This window comes from Rhodobacter capsulatus (assembly GCF_052363175.1).
Lineage (GTDB): Bacteria > Pseudomonadota > Alphaproteobacteria > Rhodobacterales > Rhodobacteraceae > Rhodobacter > Rhodobacter capsulatus_D.
Genome location: NZ_CP198946.1, coordinates 3288282 through 3314748, shown reverse-complemented (window position 1 = coordinate 3314748; position 26467 = coordinate 3288282). Strand labels below are relative to the sequence as shown.

Genomic DNA, 26467 nt, shown 5'->3' with positions numbered 1-26467 from the left:
ACAGGCCCATGACAGCAGTTCCGACCCGCACCCTTTCCGCTTTCGCCACCGGCCTTGCGCTGCTGGCGGCCCAGCCCGCACTGGCCGATCAGAGCGACCGCATCGTCTTCGACGTCGTCCTCAAGGGGATCAAGGCGGGCGAGCTGGCCATCGACGGCAAGATCGCGGGCGGCGCCTATGCCGCCAATGGTGTCGTCAAGACCACCGGGCTGGCGGGCATGATCAAGAAGATCCGCTACGATGCCACCGCCTCGGGCAGCTTCGCGAAGGGCCGCTTCACGCCCCGCGCGGTCGAGGTCGCCTCGCAGCGCGGCGATGACAGCTCGAAGAACACGATGATCTACAAGAACGGCACCCCCGCCTCGGTCAGCCACGAGCCGCCGCGGGCGCCGCGTCCGACCGACGTCGATCCGGCCAAGCAGGGCGGCACGATCGACCCCCTGACCGCGCTCTACGCGGTCTTGCGCGATGTCGACCGGGACGAGGCCTGCACGCTGAAAGTGACGATGTTCGATGGCGTCCGGCGCTCGCAAGTGGCGCTGTCGGCGCCGCAGCCGACCGAGGATGGCGTGACCTGCACCGGCGAATACCGACGCATTGCCGGGTTCAAGGAAAAGGAAATGGCGGAAAAGACCCGCTTCCCCTTCACGCTGACCTATGCGCCCACCGGCGACGGCACCCGGCTCCGCGTGGTCGACATCGCCACCGACACGATCATCGGCCAAGGCCACCTGATCCGGCAGTGACCGCGACGCTTCCCATCGACGCTGTTCTTCCCGACCTGCGCGACGCCCTTGGCCGCGCAGGTCGCGCCGTTCTGATGGCGCCGCCGGGCGCGGGGAAAACCACCCGCGTGCCGCTTGCGCTGCTCGATCTGGTGCCGGGCCGGATCCTGATGCTGGAACCGCGCCGTCTGGCCGCCCGCGCGGCGGCTGAACGGATGGCGGAAACTCTGGGCGAGGCCGTGGGGCAGCGCGTCGGCTACCGCATCCGCGGCGAGGCGAAGCTCTCGAAAGCGACCCGGATCGAGGTGGTGACCGAAGGGATTCTCACCCGGATGATCCAGTCCGACCCGGAACTGACCGGCATCGGCTGCGTGATCTTCGACGAATTCCACGAACGCTCGCTGAATGCCGATCTGGGCCTCGCGCTGGTCTGGGAGGCGCGCTCCGCCCTGCGCCCTGATCTGATGCTGGTTGTCATGTCGGCCACGCTCGATGCCGAGCCGGTGGCGGCTTTGCTCGATGATGCCCCCATCCTGCGCTCGGAGGGCCGCGCCTTTCCGGTCGAAACCCGTTGGCTGGGCCGTCCGATGGCGCCGGGGATTCGGCTTGAGCCCGCCGTGGCCGGGCTGGTCGAGGAAGCCGTGGCCGAGACAACGGGCGGTGTCCTTGTCTTCCTGCCCGGCGAGGCCGAGATCCGCCGCACCGAATCGCTTCTGCGCGACCGTCTGCCTGCGGGGGTGCATCTGCGCCCGCTCTTCGGGGCGATGGACTTTGCCGCCCAACGCGCCGCTATTGCGCCTTGCGAAAACGGTCGCAAGGTGGTGCTCGCGACCTCGATCGCGGAGACCTCGCTCACCATTCAGGACATCCGCGTGGTGGTCGATGCGGGCCGGGCCCGGCGGCTGCGCTTTGATCCCGCCTCGGGGATGGCGCGTCTGGTGACCGAGCGTGTGTCGCGCGCCGAGGCCGAGCAACGCCGCGGCCGTGCCGGTCGGGTGGCCGAGGGGATCTGTTACCGGCTCTGGACCAGGGGCGAGGAAGGCGCGCTGCCCGCCTTTGCCCCGCCCGAAATGGCGGTGGCTGATCTGTCGGGCCTTGCGCTTGAGCTCGCCCAATGGGGCAGCGATGGCTCGGACCTTGCCTTCCTGACCGCGCCGCCCGGGCCAGCGCTCGCCGAGGCGCGGGTGCTGCTGGAAAGCCTCGGCGCGCTCGAGGGCGGCCGGATCACGCCCCATGGCAAGGCGCTCGCCGCCCTGCCGCTGCATCCGCGCCTTGCCCATATGCTGGTGACGTCGGGGCCAGAGGCCGCGACCTTGGCCGCGCTTTTGGAAGAACGCGACCCGATCCGCGGCGCCTCGGCCGATCTGACCCTGCGCCTTGCGGCCATCGCCAACCCGGGCCGCTACGAGACCGATCACCCCGGCCAACTCCATCGCGGCACGATCGAGCGCATTCGTCTCGAAGCCAAGCGCCTTGCCCGGATGGTCGAGCCGGTCGCGGCCGCCTATTCCACGGCCGAGATGCTGGCGTTGGCCTACCCCGACCGCATCGGTCTGCGTCGCAAGGGCGATGCCGCGCGCTATGTGCTTTCGGGCGGCAAGGGTGCGGTGGTCGATGAGGCCGATGGTCTGGGCAAGCACCGGCTCATCGTCGCCTCAGACCTTGACGGCGACCCGCGCGAGGCCCGCGTCCGGCAGGGCCTTGCGCTCGCCGATGCCGAGCTGCGCCGCCTCTATGGCAACCGCATCGGCTGGGTTGATCTCTGCGAATGGTCGAAGCGCGAGGGCAGGGTGGTCGCCCGGCGTCAGGAGCGTTTCGGCGCGCTGGTGCTGGAAGATCGGCACTGGCCCGAGGCCCCGCCCGAGGCGATGGCGCGCGGCGCGCTCGACGGTCTGCGCCAGATCGGCCTGACGCTGACGCCCGGCGCCGCCCGGTTCCGCGCCCGCGTCGATATCCTGCGCGCCGATGGTGTAGACCTCCCCGACCTCTCCGATGCCGCGCTTCTGGCGGGCGACGTGCTTCTACCGTGGCTGAAGAAAGCCCGAACCGAGGCCGATCTGCGCAATCTTGACCTGACCGAGGCGCTGCGGGCGCAGCTCGACTGGGGCCAGATGGCCGAGCTCGATCGCCTCGTCCCCGGCCATTTCGAAACGCCCTTGGGGCGCCGCGTGCCGATCGATTACGGCGCTGAGGTGCCGACGATCGAGGTGAAACTGCCCGAGATGTATGGGGTGAGCGTGCATCCGTCCGTCGGTCCGAAACGGCACCCGCTGCGGATCGAGCTGCTCTCGCCCGGGGGCAAGCCGATTCAGGTGACGATGGACCTGCCCGGCTTCTGGGATGGTTCCTATGCCGAGGTGAGAAAAGAGATGCGCGGCCGCTATCCGCGCCACCCCTGGCCGGAAAACCCGCGCGAGGCCGATCCGACGACGCGGGCGAAACCGCGCGGCACCTAAAGGCTGGCGATCACTTCGGCCGTGCTCGAAAGCGTCGCGAAATCGGCGCCGAGCAAGCCGAAGGTCACTTTCGCGATCTCGTCCGCCGAAAGCCCCATCATCGGCAGATCGAAGCCCAAGACCGCATCGCGCGGCAAGATCACCGCAAAGCCCAGATCTGCCGCCGCCCGCACGGCCGAGGTGACGCAAAAGCCCAGCGCCGCTCCGGTGATGATCAGCCGGGTGATCCCCTGTCCGCGCAGATGCGTCGCCAGATCGGTCGAGGCAAAGGCCGAGGAGGTGGATTTGACAAACACCGCTTCGCCGGGCAGGGCATCGGCTGCGCGCCGGGGGCATCCGCGTGAAAGGGCGAGGCGGGATCGGGGTCGTGATGGCGCACATGCACCACCGCCACGCCTTTTTCCCGGCAGGCGGCAGCCAATGCCGCGATCGCCTCCCCGGCCTCGGGGTTCACCGTCGCGCGGCCCGCATCGAGCCGCGTCTGCATCTCGCTCTGCATGTCGATGATCAGAAGTGCGGTCTTGCTCATCGCCTTGCCCTTTTTCTTGGCGCAAATACGCCGGGGGTCCGGGGGCAGCGCCCCCGGCCTTGCCTTACTTGCCCAAGGCCCAGCGCATGATCGCCTTTTGCGCATGCAGCCGGTTTTCCGCTTCGTCGAAGATCACCGAATGCGGGCCGTCCATCACGGCCGAGGTCGCCTCGTCGTTGCGATGCGCAGGCAGGCAATGCATGAACAGCGCATCGGGCTTCGCCTTGGCCATCAGCGCCTCGTTCACCTGATAGGCGCGCAGCTGGTTGTGGCGGCGTTCCTTGGCCGATTCCGGGTCATGCATCGACACCCAGGTGTCGGTGACGACCAGATCGGCGCCTTCGACCGCCTTGGCCGGGTCGCGCTCGATCACCACATTCACCCCCTTGCCGCGGGCAAACTCGATCCATTCGCGTTCAGGGTCGAGCGTCTGCGGCCCGGTGAAGGTCAGGTCAAACCCGAACTGCCCGGCCGCTTGCAGGAAGCTGGCGCAGACGTTGTTGCCGTCGCCCGACCAGACCACCTTGCGCCCGGCGATCGGGCCGCGGTGTTCTTCATAGGTCATGATGTCGGCCATGATCTGGCAGGGATGGGTGCGGTTCGTCAGCCCGTTGATGACGGGAACCGAGGCATATTCCGCCATTTCGAGCAGGGTCGCTTCCTCGAAGGTGCGGATCATGATCAGGTCCACATAGCGCGAGAGCACCCGGGCGGTGTCGGCGATGGTTTCGCCGTGGCCCAGCTGCATCTCCTTGCCCGAGAGCACCATCGTCTGCCCGCCCATCTGCCGCACGCCGACATCGAAGCTGACGCGGGTCCGGGTCGAGGGTTTTTCGAAAATCAGCGCCACCATGCAGCCCGCCAGCGGCTGGTCGTCATCGGGCGCGCCTTTCGGGCGGCCGTTGCGGGCGGTTTTCATCGCGCGGGCGCTGTCGATCATCGCGCGCAATTCGGCAGGGGCCGTGATGTGAAGATCAAGAAAATGGGTCATTCCGGTTTCCTTCCCGAAAGGCCGGGGGGCTCTGCCCCCCAATCCCCCCGAGATATTTGTGGCAAGATAAATCAGGCCGGTTGCTGTTCGAGCGCGGTGGCGGCGGCATCAAGGCGGCGGACGGCCTCGGCCATGTCGTCTTCGGAGATGGTCAGCGCGGGCAGGAGCCGCAGCACGTTGTCGGCGGCAGGCACGGTGAGCAGGTTCTGCGCGTAAGCCGCCTTCACCACATCTCCGGGCGGCAGCTTGCAGCGCAGGCCGAGCATCAGGCCCTGACCGCGCACCTCCTCGAAGATGTCGGGATGGGCGGCGACGAGGCCCTCAAGCCGCTGGCGCAGGAAGCCCGCCTTGCGGCTGACCTCTTCCATGAACCCGGGGGCGCTGACGATCTCGATCATCTTCGCGCCGATCGCGCAGCCAAGCGGGTTGCCGCCATAGGTCGAGCCATGCGTGCCCGCGATCATCCCCGAAGCCGCGGTTTCGGTGGCGAGCACCGCGCCGAGCGGGAAGCCGCCGCCGATGCCCTTGGCCACCATCATCACGTCCGGGGTGACGCCCGCCCATTCATGCGCGAACAGGCGGCCGGTGCGGGCGACGCCGCATTGCACCTCGTCAAAGACGAGAAGCGTGCCGGTGGCGTCGCAGATCTCGCGCAGGGCTTTCAGGAAGCCCTCGGGCGCGGGGCGGATGCCGCCTTCGCCCTGAATCGGTTCGATCAGGATCGCGGCGGTGGTGTCGGTGACGGCGGCCTTGACCGCCTCCAGATCGCCCCAGGGCAGGTGGACGAACCCGGGCAGTAGCGGGCCGAAGCCCTTGACCATCTTTTCCGTCCCGGCCGCGGCGATGGCGGCAGAGGACCGGCCGTGGAAGGCGCCCGAGAAGGTCAGGATGTCAGTGCGCTCGGGCTGGCCCTTTTCGTAGAAATACTTGCGCACCATCTTCACGGCGAGTTCGCAGGCCTCGGTCCCCGAGTTGGTGAAGAAGACGGTGTCGGCAAAGGTATGGGCCACCAGCATGTCGGCGAGCCGTTCCTGCTCCGGGATCTGGTAGAGGTTCGACACATGCCAGAGCTTGCCCGCCTGTTCGGTGAGCGTCGCGACCAGTTCCGGCGCGGCATGGCCGAGCGCATTCACCGCGATCCCCCCGCCAAGGTCGAGGTATCGGCTGCCATCCGTCGTCCAGAGCCAGGAGCCCTCGCCACGCACGAAGGCGAGGGGGGCGCGGGTGTAGGTCGGCAGCACGGAAGCGATCATTTTCTGCTCCTGAAAATGGAAGGCCAAGGCGTGCAACAGGCGCAGGGCGGCTGTCAACGGTCTGGGGCCTTCAGGGACGGTTTTGCTAAAGAGGTGTGGCGAGAGGCCACGGGTGATCGAACGTCAGGCGCGGGGCGCGCGACGTCGGGGACGGGCAATAAGGGCGGTCCGCGTGATCATGCCCTTCGCTTAGCGGCGGGCTGACGCAAAGTCAAAGGAAATGACCGCTTCACGCTTTTGCGAAAGATGCGGGGCAGATGCGCATCTGCCTTGGCCCCGGGGGGCTGCGTCTCTATGATGCCCGCGACTTGAGGAGGACCCCGCATGATCGTCGAGACCGGTCACTTCGCCCTGATCCTTGCCCTTTGCGTGGCGCTGGTGCAGGCGATCATCCCGCTGGTGGGCGCGCAAAAGGGCTGGTCGGGCTGGATGGCTGTCGCCACCCCCGCGGCGCTGGCGCAGTTTCTGCTGATCGCCACGGCCTTTGCCGCGCTGACCTATGCCTTTGTGGTGTCAGACTTTTCGCTGAAGCTTGTCTACGAAAACTCGCATACCGACAAACCGATGCTTTACAAGGTCACCGGCGTCTGGGGCAACCACGAGGGCTCGATGCTGCTCTGGGTGCTGATCCTGTCGATGTTCGGTGCGGCGGCGGCGGCCTTTGGCGGCGCTTTGCCCGAGCGGCTGCGGGCGCGGGTGCTGTCGGTGCAGGCGACGATCGGCGTCGCCTTCCTTGTGTTCGTGCTCTTCACCTCGAACCCGTTCCTGCGGCTCGAAGAGGTGCCCTTCAACGGCCGTGACATGAACCCGCTGTTGCAGGACCCCGGATTGGCCTTCCATCCGCCGTTCCTCTATCTCGGCTATGTCGGGCTTTCGATGGCCTTCAGTTTCGCCGTTGCCGCGCTGATCGAGGGGCGGGTCGATGCCGCCTGGGCGCGCTGGGTGCGGCCCTGGACGCTTGCGGCCTGGATCTTCCTGACCATCGGCATCGCGCTCGGCTCGTGGTGGGCTTACTACGAACTCGGCTGGGGCGGGTTCTGGTTCTGGGACCCGGTGGAAAACGCCTCGTTGATGCCCTGGCTGCTGGCGGCGGCGCTGCTGCATTCCGCCATCGTCGTCGAAAAGCGCGAGGCGCTGAAAAGCTGGACGATCCTTTTGGCGATCATGGCCTTCGGCTTCTCGTTGATCGGGACGTTCCTTGTGCGCTCGGGGGTGATTTCCTCGGTGCACAGCTTTGCCAACGACCCGGAACGCGGTGTGTTCATCCTGTTCATCCTCGCCTTCTTCACCGGGGGGGCGCTGACGCTTTATGCCGCGCGGGCCTCGAATATGCAGGCGAAGGGGCTGTTCTCCATGGTCAGCCGGGAATCGGCGCTCGTCGTGAACAACGTGCTTCTTGCGGTGGCGGCGCTTGTCGTCTTCACCGGCACGGTCTGGCCGCTGATCGCGGAGCTGGTCTGGGCGCGCAAGCTCTCGGTCGGCGCGCCGTTCTTTGAAAAGGCCTTCACGCCCTTCATGATCGGTCTGGCGCTGCTGCTGCCGCTCGGTGCGATGATGCCGTGGAAACGCGCGAGCCTTGGCAAGCTGGTGCAGCCGCTGCTGCCCGCCCTTGCGCTGACGCTGGCCGTGCTGGCGCTTGTCTGGACCATGGCGACGGGGCGGCCGATGCTGGCGCTGGGCGCGGCGGGGCTTGGCGCCTGGATCGTCTTTGGCGCCTTGGCCGAGATCTGGCAACGGGCGGGGCGGACGCCGGGGCGCGTCCTGCGGCTGCCGCGGGCCGATTGGGGCAAGGCCTTCGCGCATGGCGGGCTCGGCATCGTCTTCGCGGGCGTCGGGCTGCTGATGGCCGGTCAGATCGAGGATATCCGCGTGGCGAAGGCGGGCGACAGTTTCACCGTCGGCGGCTACACGATCACGCTGAAGGGCGTCGAGGAGGTGCCGGGGCCGAACTTCACCGCGAAACGCGCGACTATGGAGGTGCGGCAGGGCGACAAGCTGGTGACCACGCTGCATCCCGAAAAGCGCATCTATCCGGTGCAGGCGATGCCGACGACCGAGGCCGATATCGACAACGGCTTCTGGCGCGATGTCTATCTGGTGATCGGCGATCCGCAGGAGGGCGGCGGCTGGGCGGTGCGGACCTATATCAAGCCCTTTGCGAACTGGGTCTGGGCGGGCTGTCTGATGATGGCCTTTGGCGGCGGTCTGAGCCTGAGCGACCGGCGCTATCGCAGCGCGGCGGGCGCGCGGCGGTCGGTGGCCCCCAATGCTGTTGCGGCGGAGTGAGTGATGCTGAAACGTCTTGCCCTGCTGTTGCTGCTCGCCACGCCCGCCCATGCGGTGCAGCCCGACGAGGTTCTGTCCGATCCCGGTCTTGAAGCCCGCGCGCGGCAGATCTCGCAGGTGCTGCGCTGCCCGGTCTGTCAGGGTGAAAACATTGACGAGTCGAATGCCGAAGTCTCGCGCGATCTGCGGCTTGCGGTGCGCGAGCGGCTGGTGGCGGGCGATAGCGACGCGCAGGTGATCGACTACGTCAAGTCGCGGTTCGGCGAATATGTGCTCTTCGAGCCCGAACGCACGGGGGCGAACCTGATCCTGTACTGGATCGGGCCTGCGGTGCTGGTGGTGGCTTTGGGCGGGGTCTTCCTGTGGCTGCGCGGGCGTCGGCGCGAGGACGAGGCGGGGGCGACTGTGCTTTCCGCCGAGGAAGAGGCGCGGCTCAAGGAACTGCTGAAGGAGTGAGGGCTTTCGCCTCGGGCAAGCCCGAGGCGACCCGCGGGGGGCTGCGCCCCCCGCACCCCCGCTTTGCGTATTTTGCCAAGGAAAAGCCGGGGCCGGGGTCTGGTCGTGACGTGCGGTTTCGCTTTGCCTTTCGCGGCCCGCGCGGCAAGCTGGGGCAAAGAGGAGGCAGGCCATGAGCTATCACACGATCCGCTACGAGATCTCCGAGGGGCTGGCGGTGATCACGCTCGACCGGCCCGAGGTGATGAATGCGCTGAATGCGGCGATGCGGCGCGAGCTGACCGAGGCGCTGCACCGCGCCCGCGGCGAGGCGCGGGCGGTCGTTCTGACCGGATCGGGGCGGGCCTTCTGCTCGGGGCAGGATCTGGGCGATGGCGCGGCCGAGGGGCTGAACCTCGAGACCGTGCTGCGCGAGGAATATGAACCCCTGCTGCAGGCGATCTACAACGCGCCGCTGCCGGTTCTGGCGGCGGTGAATGGGGCGGCGGCGGGGCCGGGGGCCAATCTGGCGCTGGCGGCCGATGTGGTGATCGCGGCGCAGTCTGCGGCGTTCATGCAGGCCTTTACCCGGATCGGCTTGATGCCGGATGCGGGCGGCACCTGGTGGCTGCCCCGGCAGGTCGGCATGGCCCGCGCGATGGGGATGGCGCTTTTTGCCGAGAAGATCGGCGCCGAAGAGGCTGCGCGGATCGGGCTGATCTGGGAAGCCGTGCCCGATGTCGATTTCGAGCATCACTGGCGCGCGCGGGCCACGCATCTGGCCAAGGGGCCGACGGCGGCCTTTGCGGCGCTGAAGCGCGCCTTCCACATGGGGCTGTCGAACCCGCTTGGCGCGCAGCTGTCGCTCGAGGCCCGCTATCAGGGCGAGCTTGGCCGCAGCGCGGATTTCCGCGAGGGCGTGCAGGCCTTTCTGGAAAAGCGCCCGCCGCAGTTCACCGGGCGCTAGGCTCTTGCCCCGCTCGCCCGCCCGCGCTACCCAAGGCGGGCCGCGGGCGTGGCGGAATGGTAGACGCATGGGACTTAAACTCCCTCGGAGGCAACTCCATACCGGTTCGAGTCCGGTCGCCCGCACCAGCCTCTTTCTGGGCGTGAACCTTGCCGTCAGGGCCTTGCGACCATAGATCGGACAAAACCGAAAGGGAGAGCCGATGGCCCGCAGACCTGCCACCCCGCTGGAAGACCGCCCGAAACCGAAACGCATGGGCGCGATCCGGGGTCTTGCCCCCTTCCTGATGCCCTATCGCCGCCTGGCGCTGGCGACCTTTGCCGCGCTGGTGCTGACGGCGATGGTGACGCTGATCCTGCCCGTTGCCGCACGCCGCGTGGTCGACGGCTTCCAGCAGGGCGGCGAGCTGCTCGACAGCTATTTTCTGGCCGCCCATGTCATCGCAGCGCTGCTGGCCGTGGGCACCGGGCTGCGCTACTGGCTCGTCACCCGCTTTGGCGAGCGCGTCGTGGCCGATATCCGCAAGGCGGTCTTCGGCCGGGTGATCGAGCTTTCGCCCGCCTTTTACGAGCGCGTCCTGACCGGCGAGATCATCTCGCGCATCACCACCGACACGACGCTGATCCTGTCGCTGCTCGGCTCCTCGATCTCGGTGGCGGCGCGCAACATCCTGATCCTGATCGGCGGCATCACCATGCTGCTGTTCACCTCGGCCAAGCTGACCGGGCTGGTGCTTCTGATCGTGCCCTTGGTGATCATTCCGATCGTTGTCATGGGTCGCCGCCTGCGCAAGCTCAGCCGCGAGAATCAGGACTGGATCGCCTCGTCTTCGGGTTCGGCGTCGGAAGCGCTGAGTTCGGTGCAGACGGTGCAGGCCTTCACCCATGAGGCGCTGACCCGGAACGCCTTTTCCGAGGTCACCGAAAAGGCCTTCGCCTCGGCCAATGCCCGGATCACCACACGCGCGATCATGACGATGATCGTGATTTTCCTTGTGTTCGCCGGGATCGTCGGCGTCCTCTGGATCGGCGCGCGTGATGTGCGCGAGGGGCTGATGACGGTCGGCCAGCTGGTGCAATTCGTCATCTATGCGGTGATGGTCTCGGCCGCCGTTGGCGCGCTGACGGAAATCTGGGGCGAGGTGCAGCGGGCCGCGGGCGCGACCGAGCGGCTGGTGGAGCTGCTGCATGCGGACGATACCGTGACCGACCCGGCCAAGCCGGTGCCGCTGCCGAGCCCGGTCAAAGGCGCGATTGCCTTTGAAAATGTCACCTTCCATTACCCGTCGCGGCCCGAGACTTCGGCGCTGAACGCGGTCAGCCTGAGGGTTGCGCCCGGGGAAACCGTGGCGCTGGTCGGCCCCTCGGGCGCGGGGAAAACCACGATCATTCAACTGATTGAACGGTTCTATGACCCTGAAGAGGGGCGGATCACCCTTGATGGCCTCGATCTGCGCGATCTGGCCCGGGCCGATTACCGTCGCGCGCTGGCGCTGGTGCCGCAAGACCCGGTGATCTTTGCCACGACCGCGCGCGAAAACATCCGCTTCGGCCGTCCCGAGGCTACCGATGCCGAGGTCGAGGCCGCGGCCCGCGCGGCTTACGCGCATGATTTCCTCTCGGCGCTGCCGCAGGGCTTCGACACCTATGTGGGCGAGCGCGGCATCATGCTTTCGGGCGGGCAGAAACAGCGCATCGCCATTGCTCGGGCGATCTTGCGCGACGCGCCGGTGCTGCTGCTCGACGAGGCGACCTCGGCGTTGGACGCGGCCTCGGAACGGGCGGTGCAGGCGGCGGTCGATGATTTGCGCGCCACCCGCACCACCATCATCGTCGCGCATCGCCTGGCCACGGTGAAAAAGGCCGACCGGATCGTGGTCTTCGATCAGGGCAAGATCGTCGCGCAGGGCACGCATGAGGCTCTGGTGGCCGAGGGTGGGCTTTATGCCGAGCTTGCCCGGCTGCAATTCACCGATGGTGCGGCCTCCTGAGCCCATGGCGCGGCGTCATGCCCGCCATGACGTGACGTTTCAACCCTTCCCGCCCTTGCCCGGATGCTGCTTTATAACGCATTGTAAAGCCAAGGCCTGCGGAGGAACGGGCCGGGGGAGGACACCATGACCGAGACCTATGCGACCGTGGCCGACCGCGACCGCGTCGAAGGGCAAATGCCCTGGGAAGACCGAGACCGCGCGATCACGATGTATGACTTCCTGTCCCGGGTGACGGCCAAGCACGGCTCCCGTCCGGCGCTGACGTTCCAGATCACCTCGGGGCCGAAGGATCATTCGATCACCATGACCTGGGCGCAGGTGCTGGCCCGGGTGACGCAAGCCGCGAACCTTTTGCGCCGCATGGGCGTGGGCGAAAAGGACACGGTGGCTTACCTGCTGCCGAACAGCCTTGAAACCGCGGTGGTGCTGCTGGCGGGAACGACGGCGGGGATCGTCAACCCGATCAACCCGCTGCTGGAACCAGAACAGATCGCCGCGATCCTGCGCGAGACCAAGGCCAAGGTGCTGGTCACGCTGAAAAGTTTCCCGAAATCCGACATCGCGCAAAAGGCGGCCGAGGCTGTCAAGCACGCGCCGAACGTCAAGACGATCCTCGAAGTCGATCTGAACCGCTACCTGACCGCGCCGAAATCGTGGATCGTGCCCTTCATCCGGCCGAAGACGCATTTCCGCCATCACGCCGATGTCTATGATTTCAACACCGCCTGCGACGGCCAGCCCGCCGACAAGCTGGTGTTCGAGGATGCAAAGACAGACCGCGTCGCCGCCTATTTCCACACCGGCGGCACGACGGGCATGCCGAAAGTGGCGCAGCACAAATATTCCGGCATGGTCTACAACGGCTGGCTCGGCGGCACGCTTTTGTTCCGCCACACCGATGTGATGATCTGCCCGCTGCCGCTCTTCCACGTCTTTGCGGCCTATCCGATCCTGATGTCGGCGATCCATTCCGGCGCCCATGTCGTGTTCCCGACCCCCGCGGGCTATCGCGGCGAGGGGGTCTTCGACAATTTCTGGAAGCTGATCGAGCGCTGGCAGGTCACCTTCCTGATCACCGTGCCCACCGCCATCGCCGCGCTGATGCAGCGCAAGGTCGATGCCGACATTTCCTCGCTGCGCACGGCGATTTCCGGCTCGGCGCCCCTGCCTGTCGAGCTTTACAACCGCTTCAAGGACGCCACCGGGGTCGAGATCTGCGAAGGCTACGGGCTGACCGAAGCCACCTGCCTTGTCTCGATCAACCCGGTCGACGGGCTGAAGAAAGTCGGTTCGGTCGGCATTCCGCTGCCCTATTCCCACGTCCGCATCCTGCGCAAGACCGAGGCCGGGTTCATCGAATGCGCGGCCGATGAGGTGGGCGAAATCTGCGTCGCCAACCCCGGCGTGTTCGAGGGCTCGACCTATACCGAGGTCGACAAGAACCACGACCTCTTTGCCGAGGAACGCTTCCTGCGCACCGGCGATCTGGGGCGGATCGACCCGGACGGATATCTGTGGATCACCGGCCGCGCCAAGGATCTGATCATCCGCGGCGGCCACAACATCGACCCGGCGGAAATCGAGGAGGCGCTGCTCGCCCATCCGGCCATCGCCTTTGCCGGCGCAATCGGCCAGCCCGACGCCTTTGCGGGCGAGCTGCCCTGCGCCTATGTCGAGCTGGTCAAGGATGCGACGATCACGCCCGAAGAGCTGATGGCGCATGCCAAACGCCACATTCACGAACGCGCGGCGGTGCCGAAGCACATCGAGGTGCTGGACGAGTTGCCGAAAACCGCGGTGGGCAAGATCTTCAAGCCCGAGCTGCGCAAGCGGGCGATTGTCCGGGTGCTGGATGCCGCGCTGGCCGAGGCCGCGGTGCCGGTGCATGTGGTCGCGGTGGTCGAGGACAAGAAGCGCGGTCTGGTGGCGCAGCTGGCGACGACGGGCGCGCATGACGCGGCGAAGCTGGGCCAGGTGCTGGGGCAGTTCACCGTGCCCTGGGACTGGGCCGAATGACCGGCCGCGACAGGGCGTATTTGAGCCAGGAAAAACTCAGCGGGTCTGGTCGGTGACCCACTCCGCATAGGCCTGGTTCGCCTCGACCTGATCGGTCAGGATCATCGGGCAATCATAGGGGTGCAGCCGCGCGATCTCGGCCAGAACCGCGGCGGTGCGCTCGGGCGTGGTCTTGAGCCAGAGCTGCACCTCGGGGCTGTCCTCGGGCGTGCCGTTCCACGTGTAAATCGAGAGCCCCGGCGGCGTGATATGAGCGCAGGCGACGAGGCGGGCTGTGACGAGCGCCTTGCCGAGGATAGTGGCGGTGGCAGTGTCGGGCAGAGTGGTGAGGATGCGGGTGAGGCGGTGGGTCATTTGAGGCTCTTGACGAGCCTTTCCAAATCTCCGGGTCCCACTCTATCAAATATTCGCAGTAACTCCATCAATCTCTCAGACGCAAACCGATCAAGGTATCCCGCGTCCGCATCAGAAGGGCTTACGCCATCACCCTGAAAGGACATCAAAGAAAGGTCAGAGGAAACATCATCGAGTTTTTCTTCTAGGTCATTTAACTTTTCGAGCAAAGTTCTTGGTAACGGCAATTCTTGTGAACTGGCAAAAAGGCTCTCCAATTCTAGTGCTTGGGCAACGGGAGAACGGTAGTTCTTATATTCTAGCGCCGACTTAATTGCATTCAAAAGTCTGGGCTTGGTATCATTGACTGACCGAATATCATTCAAGTCAAAGAAAATTGTTCTCTCTGCGGCCAAATCAAATGGCAGCGTTTGGCCGCTTTGGCAAATATGAACTATCGGCCTATTAAAGCAATGGCGAAGCCCAACTTCATACATAACATTTGGATTCTGTCCCGTGAGGTCGGCAATAACTAATTCACAATTATAAAGACGTTGCACGATATCAGTTGTGATCGCTCCGGGCGCATCAACCTCGTCTGCGCGAACGATGTTTAGCAAGTTCGTGGCGATGGGCCGAAGCAAAAGGTGCAAAAGATCGTCTGCTCTTTTCCTCTCGGGTGAAACATTCGCCCCGATTGGAGTTACAAAGAAGCAGCTTTTCAGTCCTTTTGCTTCGGTCATTTCAACCCCTTATCGCGTGAACTTCTTGTATTTCACCCGCTTCGGCTCGACCGCATCCGGACCCAGACGGCGGATCTTGTCGTTTTCGTAATCCTCGAAGTTGCCCTCGAAGAATTCCACATGGGCGTCGCCCTCGAACGACAGGATGTGCGTGCACAGACGGTCCAGGAAGAAGCGATCGTGCGAGATGATCACCGCGCAGCCCGCGAAATCTTCGATCGCCGCTTCCAGCGCCTGCAGGGTTTCCACGTCGAGGTCGTTCGTCGGTTCGTCAAGCAGCAGCACGTTGCCGCCCGATTTCAGCAGCTTCGCCATGTGAACGCGGTTGCGTTCCCCGCCCGAAAGCAGGCCGACCTTCTTCTGCTGATCCGCGCCCTTGAAGTTGAACGCGCCGCAATAGGCGCGGCTGTTCACCTGCGCATCGCCCAGTTCGATCAGTTCCGCCCCGCCCGAGATTTCCTCCCAGACGTTCTTGTTCGCATCAAGCGCATCACGCGACTGATCGACATAGGCCAGCTTCACCGTGTCGCCGAGCGTGATCGTGCCCTCGTCCGGGGCCTCGGCGCCGACCAGCATCTTGATCAGCGTCGATTTCCCGGCGCCGTTCGGACCGATGACGCCCATGATGCCGCCCGGCGGCAGCGAGAAGCTGAGGTTCTCGATCAGGAGCTTGTCGCCCATGTGCTTCTTCAGGCCTTCGACCTCGATCACCTTGCCGCCCAGACGCGGGCCGTTCGGAATGATGATCTGCGCCTTGCCGACGCGTTCCTTGACGCCTTCCTCGGCCATCTTGTCGTAAGCCGCGATCCGGGCCTTGGATTTCGCCTGCCGGGCCTTGGCGCCGGCGCGGATCCATTCCAGTTCCTTCTCCATGACCTTTTGCTTGGCCTTGTCCTCGCGGGCTTCCTGTTCGAGCCGCTTGGCCTTCTGTTCCAGCCAGCTTGAATAGTTGCCCTCGTAGGGGATGCCGCGGCCGCGCTCGAGTTCGAGGATCCACGAGGTGATGTCATCGAGGAAGTAGCGGTCGTGGGTGACGCAGAGGATCGTGCCCTTGTAGTCGATCAGGTGCTTTTGCAGCCAGGCGATGGTTTCGGCGTCAAGGTGGTTGGTCGGTTCGTCCAAGAGCAGCATGTCGGGCGCTTCAAGGAGCAGCTTGCACAAAGCCACGCGGCGGCGTTCCCCGCCCGAAAGCGTCGCGACATTCGCATCATCCGGCGGGCAGCGCAGCGCTTCGAGCGCGATATCGACCTGGCTGTCGAGATCCCAGAGGTTCTCGGCGTCGATCTCGTCTTGCAGGCGCGCCATTTCCTCGGCGGTCTCGTCCGAGTAGTTCATCGCCAGATCATTGTAGCGGGCGATCTTGGCGGTCTTTTCGGCGACGCCGAGCATGACGTTTTCGCGCACGCTCAGCGACTCGTCGAGCTGCGGCTCCTGCGAGAGGTAGCCGACCTTGGCGCCCTTGGCAGCCCAGGCCTCGCCCTGAAAATCCTTGTCGATGCCCGCCATGATGCGCAAAAGCGTCGATTTACCGGCGCCGTTGACGCCGACGACCCCGATCTTGACGCCCGGCAGGAAGTTCAGACGGATGTTTTCGAAGCATTTCTTGCCACCGGGATAGGTCTTCGAGACGCCATCCATGTGGTAGACATATTGATAGGAAGCCATTGCGCGCACCTTGGGAAAGGGAAGTTTGTGGCTAGATAGGGGAAATGGGGCCTTTGGGGAAGGGGTGAGCCGCCGCAGGCCTGCAAGGGAGAGCTTATGCTGAGAGATCTGCGCAATCTTTATCACGGGCGCTCGAAGCGGGCGCAGCGGTTTCGCTATGCGCTGCTGGGGTTCGATCTGGCGACGATCGTTTTCGTGATCGTGACCTCGTTCCTGCCCGCGGCGCCCTGGGTTCTGGTCGCCGATGTGGCGATCGGTGCGGTGATCGTGATCGATTTCGGCGCGCGCTTCGCGGTCGAGGAGCGCAAGGGCGCGTTCTGGCGGCGGCTGTCGACCTGGGCCGATGTGGTGGCGATGGTGTCGTTTCTGGCGCCGCTTCTGGGGGCAGAGCTTGGCTTTCTGCGCGTGCTGCGGACGCTGCGGCTCTTGCATGCGTATCAGATGCTCGGGCGGCTGCGGCAGGATTTCCGGCTGTTTCGAAAATATGAAGAGGTGATTCTGGCCGCGATCAACCTTGCGGTGTTCCTGTTCGTGATGACCGGGCTGATCTATGCGACGCAGGCAGGGCGCAACCCCGATATCCAGCATTATGCCGATGCGCTTTACTTCACCGTGACGACGCTGACGACGACGGGGTTTGGCGATGTGACGCTGAAGGGCACCTCGGGGCGGATGATCTCTGTCGTGGTGATGATCGTCGGCGTGACGCTTTTTCTGCGGCTGGCGCAGGTGCTGTTCCGGCCGCTGAAGGTGCGCCACAAATGCCCGAGCTGCGGATTAATGCTGCATGACGCCGATGCGGTGCATTGCAAGCATTGCGGCGTGGTGCTGAACATCGGGGACGAAGGTCTGGTGTAAGGGGCGGGCCAAGCCGAAGCCCGGCCTGCACCGTTCACATTTCGCCCTGCGTCTCGGTCGCTTCCTTCGTCACCGCATGGCCCGCGGCCTGCATGTCGCGGCCCGCGCCCTTGACGGTTTCGCACGCCCCCAGCGCCAGAACGGCCAGCAGAACGATTGCGCTCTTGTGCATCGATTTCTCCTTTGCAGATGACAGCGGGTCAACGCGCGGGATCGGCGGGCGGTTCCCTGCGAAAGGGGGTATTTGCCCCCTTTGCAGCGGCTTTGGATCAGGCCCGAACCCGGGTCGATTGCGGGTCGTAGAGCGGCGCAAGGCTCGCCTCGGCCTCGAAGATGCGCCCGGCCACGTCGATCGTGTAGTGCGCGGCCAGCAACTCGGCCGCGGTTTCGTCGGGGCGGCAGGGGACGTAACCCAGACCGATCGCCCCACCCAGCGCATGGCCATAATTGCCCGAGGTCAGCTGACCGACGATCTTGCCATCGCGCAGGATCGGTTCGTTGTGGAACAGCAGCGGCTCCGGGTCGCGCAGGCGGAACTGCACCATCCGGCGCGACAGACCGCTTTCGCGCTTGCGCAGAACGGACTCGCGGCCGATGAAATCGCCCTTCTCGGTCTTCACAGCAAAGCCGAGCCCGGCTTCGAGCACATGATCCTCGTCGGTGATGTCATGGCCGAAGTGGCGATAGGCCTTTTCGATCCGGCAGCTGTCCATCGCATGCAGGCCGCAGAGCTTCAGCCCGACCTCGGCCCCCGCCGTGACGAGGGTTTCGAACACATGCGCGGCCTGATCGGCGGAGACGTACAGCTCCCAGCCAAGCTCGCCCACATAGCTCACCCGATGCGCCCGGGCGAGGCCAAGGCCGATCTCGATCTCGCGCGCCGTGCCGAACGGATGCGCCGCGTTCGACAGATCATCGGGCGAGATGCGCCGCAGCAGATCCCGGGCGCGCGGCCCCATCAGCGGCAGCACGGCCTCGGCGGCGGTCACATCGGTGATCGTCACGAACGCATCGGCCAGATGCTTGCGCAGCCAGACCAGATCGCGTTGCAGCGTCGCGCCCGGCACGACCAGGAAGAAGGCGGTTTCCGACAGTCGCGTCACCGTCAGGTCGCTTTCGATGCCGCCGCGCGCGTTCAGCATCTGCGTGTAGACGATGCGGCCCGCGGGCACGTCGACATCATTGGCGCAGAGCCGTTGCAGGAAGGCCGCCGCATCGCGCCCCTCGACCCGGATCTTGCCGAAGCTCGACATGTCGAGCAGCCCGACCCCGGTGCGCAGCGCCATATGCTCGGTGCATTGGTTCGCAAACCAGTTCTGCCGCTTCCAGCTCAGGCGATATTCGCGCTCCTGCCCGTGGGTGGCAAACCAGTTCGCCCGCTCCCAGCCCGCGACTTCGCCGAAGACCGCGCCGCGCGCTTTCAGATGGTCATGCAGCGGCGAGCGGCGGACGCCCCGGCTCGTTTCCATCTGCCGGTAGGGGAAGTGGTCGGCATAAAGCAGGCCGAGGGTCTCGCTGACCCGTTCCTTCAGGTAACGGCGGTTGCGCTGGAACGGCTGCGCGCGGCGGATGTCGACCTCCCACAGATCGAAGGGGGCCTCGCCGTCGTTCATCCATTGTGCGAGCGCCATGCCAGCGCCCCCCGACGAGACGATGCCGATCGAGTTGTAGCCCGCCGCCACCCAGTAGCCGCGCAGGTTCGGCGCCTCGCCCAGATAGTAGCGGTCGTCGGGGGTGAAGCTTTCCGGGCCGTTGAAGAAGGTGTGAATCCCGGCGCTGTGCAGAATCGGCATCCGCGAGATCGCCTTTTCGAGGATCGGCTCGAAATGCGCGATATCCTCGGGCAGCTGGTCAAAGCAGAAATCTTCGGGGATACCGCCCATGCCCCAAGGCTTGGCCTTCGGTTCAAAGGCGCCAAGCAGGATCTTGCCCGCATCTTCCTTGTAATAGGCGCATTCGTCCGGCACCCGCAGCACCGGCAGCTGCGCAAGGCCGGGGATGTTCTCGGTGACGATGTAGAAATGCTCGCAGGCATGCAGCGGCAGCGTCACATCGTTCTGCGCCGCCAGATCGCGACCCCACATGCCGCCGCAGTTCACCACCAGATCGCAGGCGATATGGCCCTTGTCGCCCTGCGCTTCCCAATCGACCCCGGTCACCGTCCCACCCGCGGTGGTGATCCGCGTGACCTTCACCTGTTCGAGGATCTTCGCCCCGCGCGTGCGCGCCCCCTTGGCCAGCGCCAGCGCGATGTTGCCCGGATCGGCCTGCCCGTCGCCCGGCAGATGCACCCCCGCGACCACATCGGCGATGTTCAGATGCGGATACCGCGCCAGCACCTCCGCGGGCGAAAGCTCGTTCACCTCGACGCCGAAGGCGCGGGCAAGCGCCGCCTGCCGCAGGATCTCTTCGCGCCGCTCCTCGGTCAGGGCGACGGTGATCGAGCCGCATTGCCGAAAGCCGGTGGCAAGGCCGGTCTCGGCTTCCAGCTTCGCGTAAAGATCGGCCGAGTATTTCGCCAGCCGCGTCATGTTCTGGCTGGCGCGCAACTGACCGATCAGCCCGGCGGCATGCCAGGTCGTGCCCGAGGTCAGCTGCTTGCGTTCCAGAAGCACGATATCCGTCCAGCCGAGCCGAGCCAGATGATAGGCGACGGAGCAGCCGGAGATGCCGCCTCCGATGATGACGACGCGGGCTTTGGCGGGGATTTCGGTCATGGGGGCATCCGGTTCTGAGGGGCAGGGGGCGGTGAGGTTTTCAGAAATCCATCTCCAAAATGAAATTTCAACAAGAAATTTCATTTATGCGAAAGTATGCGGCGCAAGTTCTGAAATTGCGCTGGTTCTTGCTTGAGCTTTTCAGCCTCCTCCCGCATGGTGCGGCGCGAACAAGGACAGGTCATGAGCCATCACGTCGGCGAAGATATCCGCGCGCTGCGCAAGACCCGGGGCATGACCCTGGCGCAACTGGCCGCGGCCGTGGGGCGCTCGGTCGGCTGGCTCAGCCATATCGAGCGCGGCCAGACCACACCCTCGGTGCGCGATCTCGGCCAGATCGCCGAGCGGCTCGAGGTGACGCTGAGCTTCTTCTTCCGCTCCTCGGGCCGGGCGCCCGAAGAACAGGGGCTGGTGCTGCGCGCCGCCGACCGTCCGACCATCGGCAGCACCGAAAGCGGGCTGGTCGAGGAACTGCTCTCGCCCACTTTGGGCGGCTCGTTCGAGATGATCCGCTCGGTCTTCGCCCCCGGCGCTTCGAGCGAGGGGCCGCGCAAGGCCCGCCCGACCGAGGATGGCGGCGTCGTGATCTCGGGGGCGCTGACGCTGATCATCGGCGAGACCGCGTTTCACCTTGGCCCCGGCGACAGTTTCCAATTCGGTCAGACGGCATACGCCTGGCGCAACGATGGCGCCGAGCCCGCCGTGGTGATCTGGATCGTCTCGCCGCCGATCTATTGACCCGGGGCCTGTCGTCGCCCTGTCGTCAAACTGTCGGGAAACCGTGATGTCGCCGTGATCTTGCGCTGCTAGCGGATCTCCAAAGGGAGGTCACGATGGATCTTGCGACCGATTTCAACCTGTCGACGCCGGTGCCGGATCCGCGCGCAGTCTCTGCGATGCCCGCGCCCGTTGTCTCGGTCGTGGTTCCCCTGCACGACGAGGCGCCGAACCTGCCGCCGCTGGTTGCGGGCATTCGGGCCGCGCTGACCGGGCTTTGTGCGCACGAGATCCTGCTCGTCGATGATGGCTCGATTGATGACACCCGGGCGGTGGCGCGCGATCTGGCGGCGCAGATGCCCGAGGTGCGGGTGATCGCGCATGCGATTTCGGCGGGGCAATCGGCGGCTGTCCATTCCGGGGTCCGGGCCGCACGGGGTGTTCTGGTCGCGACGCTCGACGGCGATGGCCAGAACCCGCCCGAGAATCTGCCGCAGCTGTTGGCGCCCCTGCTGGCGCCCGGGGCCGATCCGCAACTCGGGCTTGTCGCCGGGCAGCGGGTTGGGCGGCAGGATGGGCTGTCGAAACGGCTGGCCTCGCGCTTTGCCAATACGCTGCGGCAGGCGATCCTGCGCGATGCCACGCGCGACACCGGTTGCGGCCTCAAGGCCTTCCGGCGCGCGGCCTATCTGGATCTGCCCTATTTCGATCACATGCACCGCTACCTGCCCGCGCTTTTTGCCCGCGATGGCTGGCGCGTCGCCCATGTCGATGTCAGCCACGCGCCGCGGCAGCATGGCCGGTCGAAATACACCAATCTGGCGCGGGCGCTGGTGGGGATCAGCGATCTGATCGGCGTGGCTTGGCTGATCCGGCGCCGCAAGAGGGCGCAGCCGCAGGAACTGCCCCGTGCCGATCGGAACTGAGGCGTTCTGGCTCCCGCGTCGGGTGGCGCTGTCGCTGCCGCATCTGGCCTTGGCGCTGATCGCAGCTCTGACGCTGTGGCGGTTCGGCTTCGGGCTGTTCGACGCGACCGAGCTTTCGACCGACGAGGCGCAATACTGGGTCTGGGGGCAAGCGCCCGCCCTTGGTGCCTATTCGAAACCGCCGCTGATCGGCTGGCTGATCGGCGCCGTCACCGCGATCTTCGGTTCGTCTGTCGCAACCGTGCGTCTGTCGGCGGTGGTTCTGCATCTCGCTGTGGCGCTTGCGGTCTTCGCGCTCGGGCGGCGTCTTGGGACCTCGCGCCTCGCGTCCGTCGCGGCGCTGAGTTATGCCACCGCGCCTGCGGTGACACTGGGATCGGCGCTGATGACGACCGATACGCCGCTGCTGCTTGCCTTCGTGCTGGCCTTGATTGCCCAGTGCGATCTGGCGCAGGCACGGGCACAGGGACGGTCCCGGCCGGGGCTTGCGGTGGGCCTCGGGCTTGCCGTCGCGCTTGGAATGCTGGCGAAATATGCGATGCTCTACGGCCTTCTGGGCATGGCGCTTGCCGCCGTGCTGTCGCCACGTTGGCGGATCGGCCGGGGGGATCTGGCGCGCGCGGCGGCGACGGCGCTGATCGTGCTTGTGCCGCATCTGCTTTGGCTCTTGCAGCACGGTTTCGTCACGTTCCGGCATCTGTCCGATACGGCCACGGGGCCGGTGCGGGGGCCTGATCCGCTTGAACCCTTGCGGTTTCTGGCCTCTCAACTGGCGGTTTTCGGGCCGATCCTGTTTCCCGCGGCGTTGATCGCGCTGTGGCGCCGGTCCGAGCCCGGGTTGATTGCGCTCGCCGTCATGCCGTTGGCGATCGTCAGCCTGCAGGCTTTTGGCGGCAAGGCGCTGGCGAATTGGGCGGTGCTGTCGCTTGTGCCCGTATCGCTGCTTGCCGCCCCCGTTCTGGCCGCGCGGCCGCGGCTTCTGGCTCTGTCGCTGGCGCTGGGCGGGACGCTGGCGCTTGCTGTGCCTGCTGCCCGCGCCCTTGCCCCCGAGCTGCGCCTGCCCGACGGGCGCGAGCTCTTTGCCCGCTATCTTGGCCATGCGCCGCTGGCAGAGCAGATCCTTGCGCAGGCGGAGGCGCATCAGGGGTGCACGCTTGTCGTCGCGGATCGGGCCTTGCTGGCCGATCTGGCCTGGTTCGGACGCGACACGGGGCTTGCCCTGCGCGCCCTGCCGCCGCGCGGCCGACCGCACAACCACTGGGAAATGACCGCCCCTTTTCGCGCCGGGATCGACCCGCTGCCCGCGCTGCTGGTGCTGCGATCCGGGGGGGCGGCTCCCTGTCCTGCCGCCCCGGTGCTGGCGCAGCTCTCGCCTGCGACGGGCTTTGCCCGCGGATCGTCTCTTTCGCTGTCGCTTGTTTCCGATGCCTCCTGCCTTGAAGGATATGGCCGACCATGATCGACCTGTTGCGCTTTCGTCTTTTCACCGCGCTTCTGCTGGGCGCGATCCTTGCGCAGACGGTTTTTGCGCTGTTTCCCGGCCTCGATCTGCGGGTTTCCGAGTATTTCTTTGACCCAACCGGAGTCTTCCCTGCCAGATTGGGTTTCTGGCGACTGCTGAACGATCTGATCCGCATGGGGGGCGAGGCGCTCGCTCTGGCCATCGTCCTCGGTGTGTTGGCGGCGCTGCCGGGTCGTGCACTCCGGCAAGCCGAGATGCGCTGCGCCGCCTATCTTGCGGCAAATCTGGTGCTGGCGCCTGGGCTTTTGGTGAATGGGCTGCTCAAGAGCCATGTCGGGCGCGCCCGGCCCGATCAGGTCACCGAGTTCGGCGGGATGGCCACTTTCACCCCGGCCTGGCAGGTGACCGATCAATGCGCCCGCAACTGTTCCTTCAGCTCGGGGGATGTCGCGCTGATCGCCACGTTGGTTCTGGGCGGGCTGGTGTTGGCCTGGCCGCATCTGACCCGGTTGCAGAGATCGTTCGGCACGCTTGGCGGCCTCGTCCTCGTGCTGGGAACGGGGCTTCTGCGCATCGCGCTCGGACGGCATTTTCTCTCGGATGTGATCTTCTCGATGTTCTTCTCGGCCGCGGTGGCGCTGGCCCTTTATCCGCTGTTGGGGATCGGCGCGGCCCGGTTGAGCTTGCCGCCGCAACGCGTCCGGTGCGGCGCACGACACATCTGGCAACAGGCATCATTGTTGCTGCTCGCGCGCTTCCGTCCCGCAAGGGCCGAGGTTCTGGCATGGCGCGCTGGCAGGCTCCGCATGCCTCTGCAATCGCAAGGCCCCGTCTGAGCACCTGTGCCGGACGTGGAAAGCCGGTGGGTCGGCCACAGATCGCCCATCTGCTGACCCGTGGGGCGTGCGAATGAGCGCTCGCATCGCTTCCCCGCGCTTTTCGTGAAATCCATGGGCATGGGAGCGCGGATTGACGCGCCCTCTATCTGCGTGCCGTTGCTCGCGATCTCTTCCCAACGGGGGAACTGACAGATCATGCGGCCCGGGGCGCTGCCATCTTGCCACGCCCCGGGCCAAGGTCGAACCGCGCGATGGCCCGAGACAGCAATTGCGCGGCGTTCAGAAGATCGCGCCCCGAATGCGCGGTCCGTTCCACCCCTTCGGCGCTTTTCTGCGTTGCCAGATCCAGCACTTCGGTTGCGGCCGTCACTTCCCCGATGCTCGCCGATTGTTCCCGGCTGACCTGCGCCAGCTCCTGCACATGCTGCACGATCGATTCGATCACGTCCACGGCATCCGCGAGCCCCCGATCGGCCTCCCCCACCAGCGTCTCGCCCGCCCCGACATTGCTGCGTGCCTCCATGATGAGCCCGCCGATCTCTGCCGCGGCGGCGGTCGTGCGCTGGGCCAGATCGCGAACTTCGGAGGCGACGACGGCGAAGCCGCGCCCGGCCTCGCCCGCCCGTGCGGCCTCGACGCCCGCATTCAGAGCCAACAGGTTGGTCTGGAACGAAATGTCGTCGATCACCGAGATGATCCGCGCGATCGCATCGGACGAGGCCGTGATGCGGGCCATCGCCTCGACCACCCTGTTCACGGCGGCCTGCGCGATCTGGATATCGCTTCGCATCTTTTCGGCGCTTTGGGCGGTTTCTGCGGCGCGTTCGGCTCCGGTGCGCGAAGAGCCCGCCAGTTCGGTCATCGCAGCCGCCGTTTCTTCAAGTGACGCGGCGGCCCGCGCCGATTGCGCCGAGATTTCGGCTGCCCCGTGATCGAGATCGGTCGACGTGGCCAGAATGCCCTCGGTGCTGTGCCGGATTGTCTCGACAAGTTCTGCAAGGCCGGTCAGCGCGGCATTGAAATTGGTGCGCAGGCTTTCGTAATGCGGCGGGAAGGGGCTTTGGATCAGAGCGGTCAGATCGCCCTCGGCCAACCGGTGCAACCCGGTTTCAAGGGCGGCGACGATCTGCTGCTGCTCGGCCAGCTGGGCCGCGCGTTCGGTCGCGATCTCCGCTTCAAGCCGCTTGTGCTCGGCTTCGGCGATCCGCTCGGCCTCGCGTCGGTCGGCCTCGCGCATCGCTTCGGCGCGTTCCGCCGCCCGCTCGCGTTCGATCCGGGCCAACGCCTCGGCTTCGCGCTCTGCCGCGGCAAGCCTGGCCACCTCCGAGAGCCGGTCGGTTTCGGCAAGATTGTCGCGAAAGACCAGCAGGGCGTCCTGCATCTCGCCGATCTCGCCGCCCCGGCGTCGCATGCCGTCAAGCACGCTGCGATCTCCGGCGGCAAGGCCGCGGGTGCGCGTTGCCAAGCGGCGCAGCGGATGCACGATCAGCGCCCGCAGCGACAGAACGACCAGCAGCAGCGCGATGCCAGCCCCCGCCAGCAGGAACGAGAAGGTCTGATCCGTCCGCGCGGCATCGGCATCAAGGCTGCGGATATCGCCTTCGACTGCGTCCAGCACCGCAAGCCCCTTGTATGTCACCTCGGTTGTGATGTCTTTCGTCGCGGTGAGGGCCTGACCGGAGATCGCCGTGGCCTCGGCACTGGTCGCCAGAACCTTTTGGCGCATCGCAACAAGCCCCTTGCCCGGATCGGTCAGCGCCAGCAGCTTTTGCCGTCCCTCGGCCTTGGCCTCCGGAACCGAGCGCGCGACATTCGCGGCCGCCTCGGCGAATTTTCGCTCCCGCGGTCCGAAGGCGGAGGGATCGCTTTCCGTCAGGATGCGGATGATCTCCGAGCGCAGCCGGATCACATCTTTCGGCTCATAGGCATTGAACCCCGTTACCACCGTCTGCAAAACCGAATCGATGTCCTTGAGCGCCTGTGCCAGATCCGCTTCGGCGCCCATCCGCGCCGTCAACGCCACCGCAAGCGCGTCAAGCCGATCGCGCAACCGCGCAAAATTATCCGTCAGGCCCGGCACGGCCGCAGCCTCGGGAGAGTGCGAAAAACTGTCGATCCGCGCGGCCAGAGCATCGTGGGCGGCCTTGATCGCGGTCGGGTCCGGGGCTTGCAGGATCTGGGCAAAGCCCTGAGGAAGCTCCGAAATCTGGGTGACAAGCGTGCTTGTGCTGCGCAGGTCTGGCAGCCGTATCCGTGTCATGTCGCCAGTCTGGGTCCGAAACCCCGAAAATCCGTCATGCGACGTCCAGCCCAGGATGGCGAGCAAAACAGCAAAAAGCGTGGCGCAGAGCCCCACCTGCACGCCGATTCTGCCGAGAAGAGCCCGAAGGTTTGCCATGCCGCACCTGAAAGTTGTCGTCGCGGAACAAGTCTTGCGGCAAGGGGTTTACCAAGGCTGAACAACCATGGGTTGTCACCAAAACTTCATCCGGCTGTTACATCCGGCCCTGCCGCGCCCTGGTGCGTGGCCCGTATCGCCCCCGCCGAAACATCTGT

Annotated in this window: 22 protein-coding genes and 1 tRNA gene; 13 read left to right on the top strand and 10 right to left on the bottom strand. The window is 65.9% G+C overall.

From position 1 onward, the window contains the following. The first annotated feature begins 8 nt into the window (after positions 1–8). Positions 9–746, top strand: coding sequence for a DUF3108 domain-containing protein (locus tag ACTTAI_RS17185; protein WP_444452723.1), 738 nt, complete (start codon positions 9–11; stop codon positions 744–746). Beyond that, a complete protein-coding gene (gene hrpB / locus ACTTAI_RS17180; protein ID WP_444452722.1) occupies positions 743–3181 on the top strand; it encodes an ATP-dependent helicase HrpB in 2439 nt (812 codons plus the stop codon). Before ACTTAI_RS17185 ends, hrpB begins: the two co-directional genes overlap by 4 nt. Here the strand turns inward: hrpB and ACTTAI_RS17175 are convergent. From ACTTAI_RS17175 to ACTTAI_RS17160, 4 genes are all read right to left on the bottom strand, one after another. Further along, complete coding sequence (locus ACTTAI_RS17175) at positions 3178–3477, bottom strand: isochorismatase family protein (protein WP_444452721.1); 300 nt, start codon at positions 3475–3477, stop codon at positions 3178–3180. The genes hrpB and ACTTAI_RS17175 overlap by 4 nt on opposite strands. Further along, positions 3396–3668 (bottom strand): hypothetical protein, encoded by a 273-nt coding sequence (locus tag ACTTAI_RS17170; protein ID WP_444455793.1) that lies wholly within the window; start codon positions 3666–3668, stop codon positions 3396–3398. The genes ACTTAI_RS17175 and ACTTAI_RS17170 overlap by 82 nt, the downstream gene beginning before the upstream one ends. Before the next feature lie 106 nt (positions 3669–3774). Next, a complete protein-coding gene (gene argF / locus ACTTAI_RS17165; RefSeq protein ID WP_444452720.1) occupies positions 3775–4701 on the bottom strand; it encodes an ornithine carbamoyltransferase in 927 nt (308 codons plus the stop codon). A 71-nt stretch (positions 4702–4772) separates the two neighbouring features. After that, a complete protein-coding gene (locus tag ACTTAI_RS17160; protein WP_444452719.1) occupies positions 4773–5954 on the bottom strand; it encodes an aspartate aminotransferase family protein in 1182 nt (393 codons plus the stop codon). Positions 5955–6278: 324 nt separating this feature from the next. Between ACTTAI_RS17160 and ACTTAI_RS17155 the strand changes: the two genes are divergently transcribed. The 6 genes from ACTTAI_RS17155 to ACTTAI_RS17130 all read left to right on the top strand — a co-directional run bounded on the left by ACTTAI_RS17155 (position 6279) and on the right by ACTTAI_RS17130 (position 13651). Continuing rightward, positions 6279–8240 (top strand): heme lyase CcmF/NrfE family subunit, encoded by a 1962-nt coding sequence (locus ACTTAI_RS17155; protein ID WP_444452718.1) that lies wholly within the window; start codon positions 6279–6281, stop codon positions 8238–8240. 3 nt (positions 8241–8243) lie between these two features. Further along, on the top strand, positions 8244–8696 hold the full coding sequence (locus ACTTAI_RS17150) for a cytochrome c-type biogenesis protein (protein WP_444452717.1): 453 nt from the start codon (positions 8244–8246) through the stop codon (positions 8694–8696). 172 nt (positions 8697–8868) lie between these two features. Continuing rightward, positions 8869–9642, top strand: coding sequence for an enoyl-CoA hydratase-related protein (locus ACTTAI_RS17145; protein WP_444452716.1), 774 nt, complete (start codon positions 8869–8871; stop codon positions 9640–9642). A 42-nt stretch (positions 9643–9684) separates the two neighbouring features. Then, positions 9685–9770 (top strand) — tRNA-Leu (locus ACTTAI_RS17140). 74 nt (positions 9771–9844) lie between these two features. Then, positions 9845–11632 (top strand): ABC transporter transmembrane domain-containing protein, encoded by a 1788-nt coding sequence (locus ACTTAI_RS17135; RefSeq protein ID WP_444452715.1) that lies wholly within the window; start codon positions 9845–9847, stop codon positions 11630–11632. Positions 11633–11758: 126 nt separating this feature from the next. Then, positions 11759–13651, top strand: a complete 1893-nt coding sequence (locus ACTTAI_RS17130; protein ID WP_444452714.1) for an acyl-CoA synthetase — start codon at positions 11759–11761, stop codon at positions 13649–13651. Between the two features lie 36 nt (positions 13652–13687). Here the strand turns inward: ACTTAI_RS17130 and cutA are convergent, their stop codons facing one another. The 3 genes from cutA to ettA are packed head-to-tail and all read right to left on the bottom strand — an operon-like array spanning position 13688 to position 16392. Continuing rightward, positions 13688–14005, bottom strand: coding sequence for a divalent-cation tolerance protein CutA (gene cutA, locus ACTTAI_RS17125; RefSeq protein ID WP_444452713.1), 318 nt, complete (start codon positions 14003–14005; stop codon positions 13688–13690). Then, positions 14002–14727: a hypothetical protein gene (locus ACTTAI_RS17120; protein ID WP_444452712.1), complete on the bottom strand. Its 726-nt coding sequence runs from the start codon at positions 14725–14727 to the stop codon at positions 14002–14004. Before ACTTAI_RS17120 ends, cutA begins: the two co-directional genes overlap by 4 nt. Positions 14728–14736: 9 nt before the next feature. Continuing rightward, a complete protein-coding gene (ettA, locus tag ACTTAI_RS17115) occupies positions 14737–16392 on the bottom strand; it encodes an energy-dependent translational throttle protein EttA (RefSeq protein ID WP_444452711.1) in 1656 nt (551 codons plus the stop codon). Between the two features lie 96 nt (positions 16393–16488). Between ettA and ACTTAI_RS17110 the strand changes: the two genes are divergently transcribed. Further along, a complete protein-coding gene (locus ACTTAI_RS17110; RefSeq protein WP_444452710.1) occupies positions 16489–17250 on the top strand; it encodes an ion transporter in 762 nt (253 codons plus the stop codon). 34 nt (positions 17251–17284) lie between these two features. Here the strand turns inward: ACTTAI_RS17110 and ACTTAI_RS17105 are convergent, their stop codons facing one another. Then, positions 17285–17422, bottom strand: coding sequence for an entericidin A/B family lipoprotein (locus tag ACTTAI_RS17105; RefSeq protein ID WP_444452709.1), 138 nt, complete (start codon positions 17420–17422; stop codon positions 17285–17287). 97 nt (positions 17423–17519) lie between these two features. Next, on the bottom strand, positions 17520–19967 hold the full coding sequence (locus ACTTAI_RS17100) for a GcvT family protein (protein ID WP_444452708.1): 2448 nt from the start codon (positions 19965–19967) through the stop codon (positions 17520–17522). A gap of 183 nt (positions 19968–20150) precedes the next feature. Here ACTTAI_RS17100 and ACTTAI_RS17095 point away from each other — a divergent pair, with 183 nt between their 5' ends. The 4 genes from ACTTAI_RS17095 (at position 20151) to ACTTAI_RS17080 (ending at position 23908) form a co-directional block, all read left to right on the top strand. Then, on the top strand, positions 20151–20705 hold the full coding sequence (locus ACTTAI_RS17095; RefSeq protein WP_444452707.1) for a helix-turn-helix domain-containing protein: 555 nt from the start codon (positions 20151–20153) through the stop codon (positions 20703–20705). Between the two features lie 95 nt (positions 20706–20800). Continuing rightward, a complete protein-coding gene (locus ACTTAI_RS17090) occupies positions 20801–21610 on the top strand; it encodes a glycosyltransferase family 2 protein (protein ID WP_444452706.1) in 810 nt (269 codons plus the stop codon). Further along, on the top strand, positions 21594–23069 hold the full coding sequence (locus ACTTAI_RS17085) for an ArnT family glycosyltransferase (protein ID WP_444452705.1): 1476 nt from the start codon (positions 21594–21596) through the stop codon (positions 23067–23069). The genes ACTTAI_RS17090 and ACTTAI_RS17085 overlap by 17 nt, the downstream gene beginning before the upstream one ends. Next, complete coding sequence (locus tag ACTTAI_RS17080; RefSeq protein WP_444452704.1) at positions 23066–23908, top strand: phosphatase PAP2 family protein; 843 nt, start codon at positions 23066–23068, stop codon at positions 23906–23908. The genes ACTTAI_RS17085 and ACTTAI_RS17080 overlap by 4 nt, the downstream gene beginning before the upstream one ends. A gap of 196 nt (positions 23909–24104) precedes the next feature. On the opposite strand, the gene ACTTAI_RS17075 is transcribed toward ACTTAI_RS17080, so the two are convergent. Next, on the bottom strand, positions 24105–26309 hold the full coding sequence (locus tag ACTTAI_RS17075; protein WP_444452703.1) for a methyl-accepting chemotaxis protein: 2205 nt from the start codon (positions 26307–26309) through the stop codon (positions 24105–24107). Positions 26310–26467 lie beyond the last annotated feature (158 nt).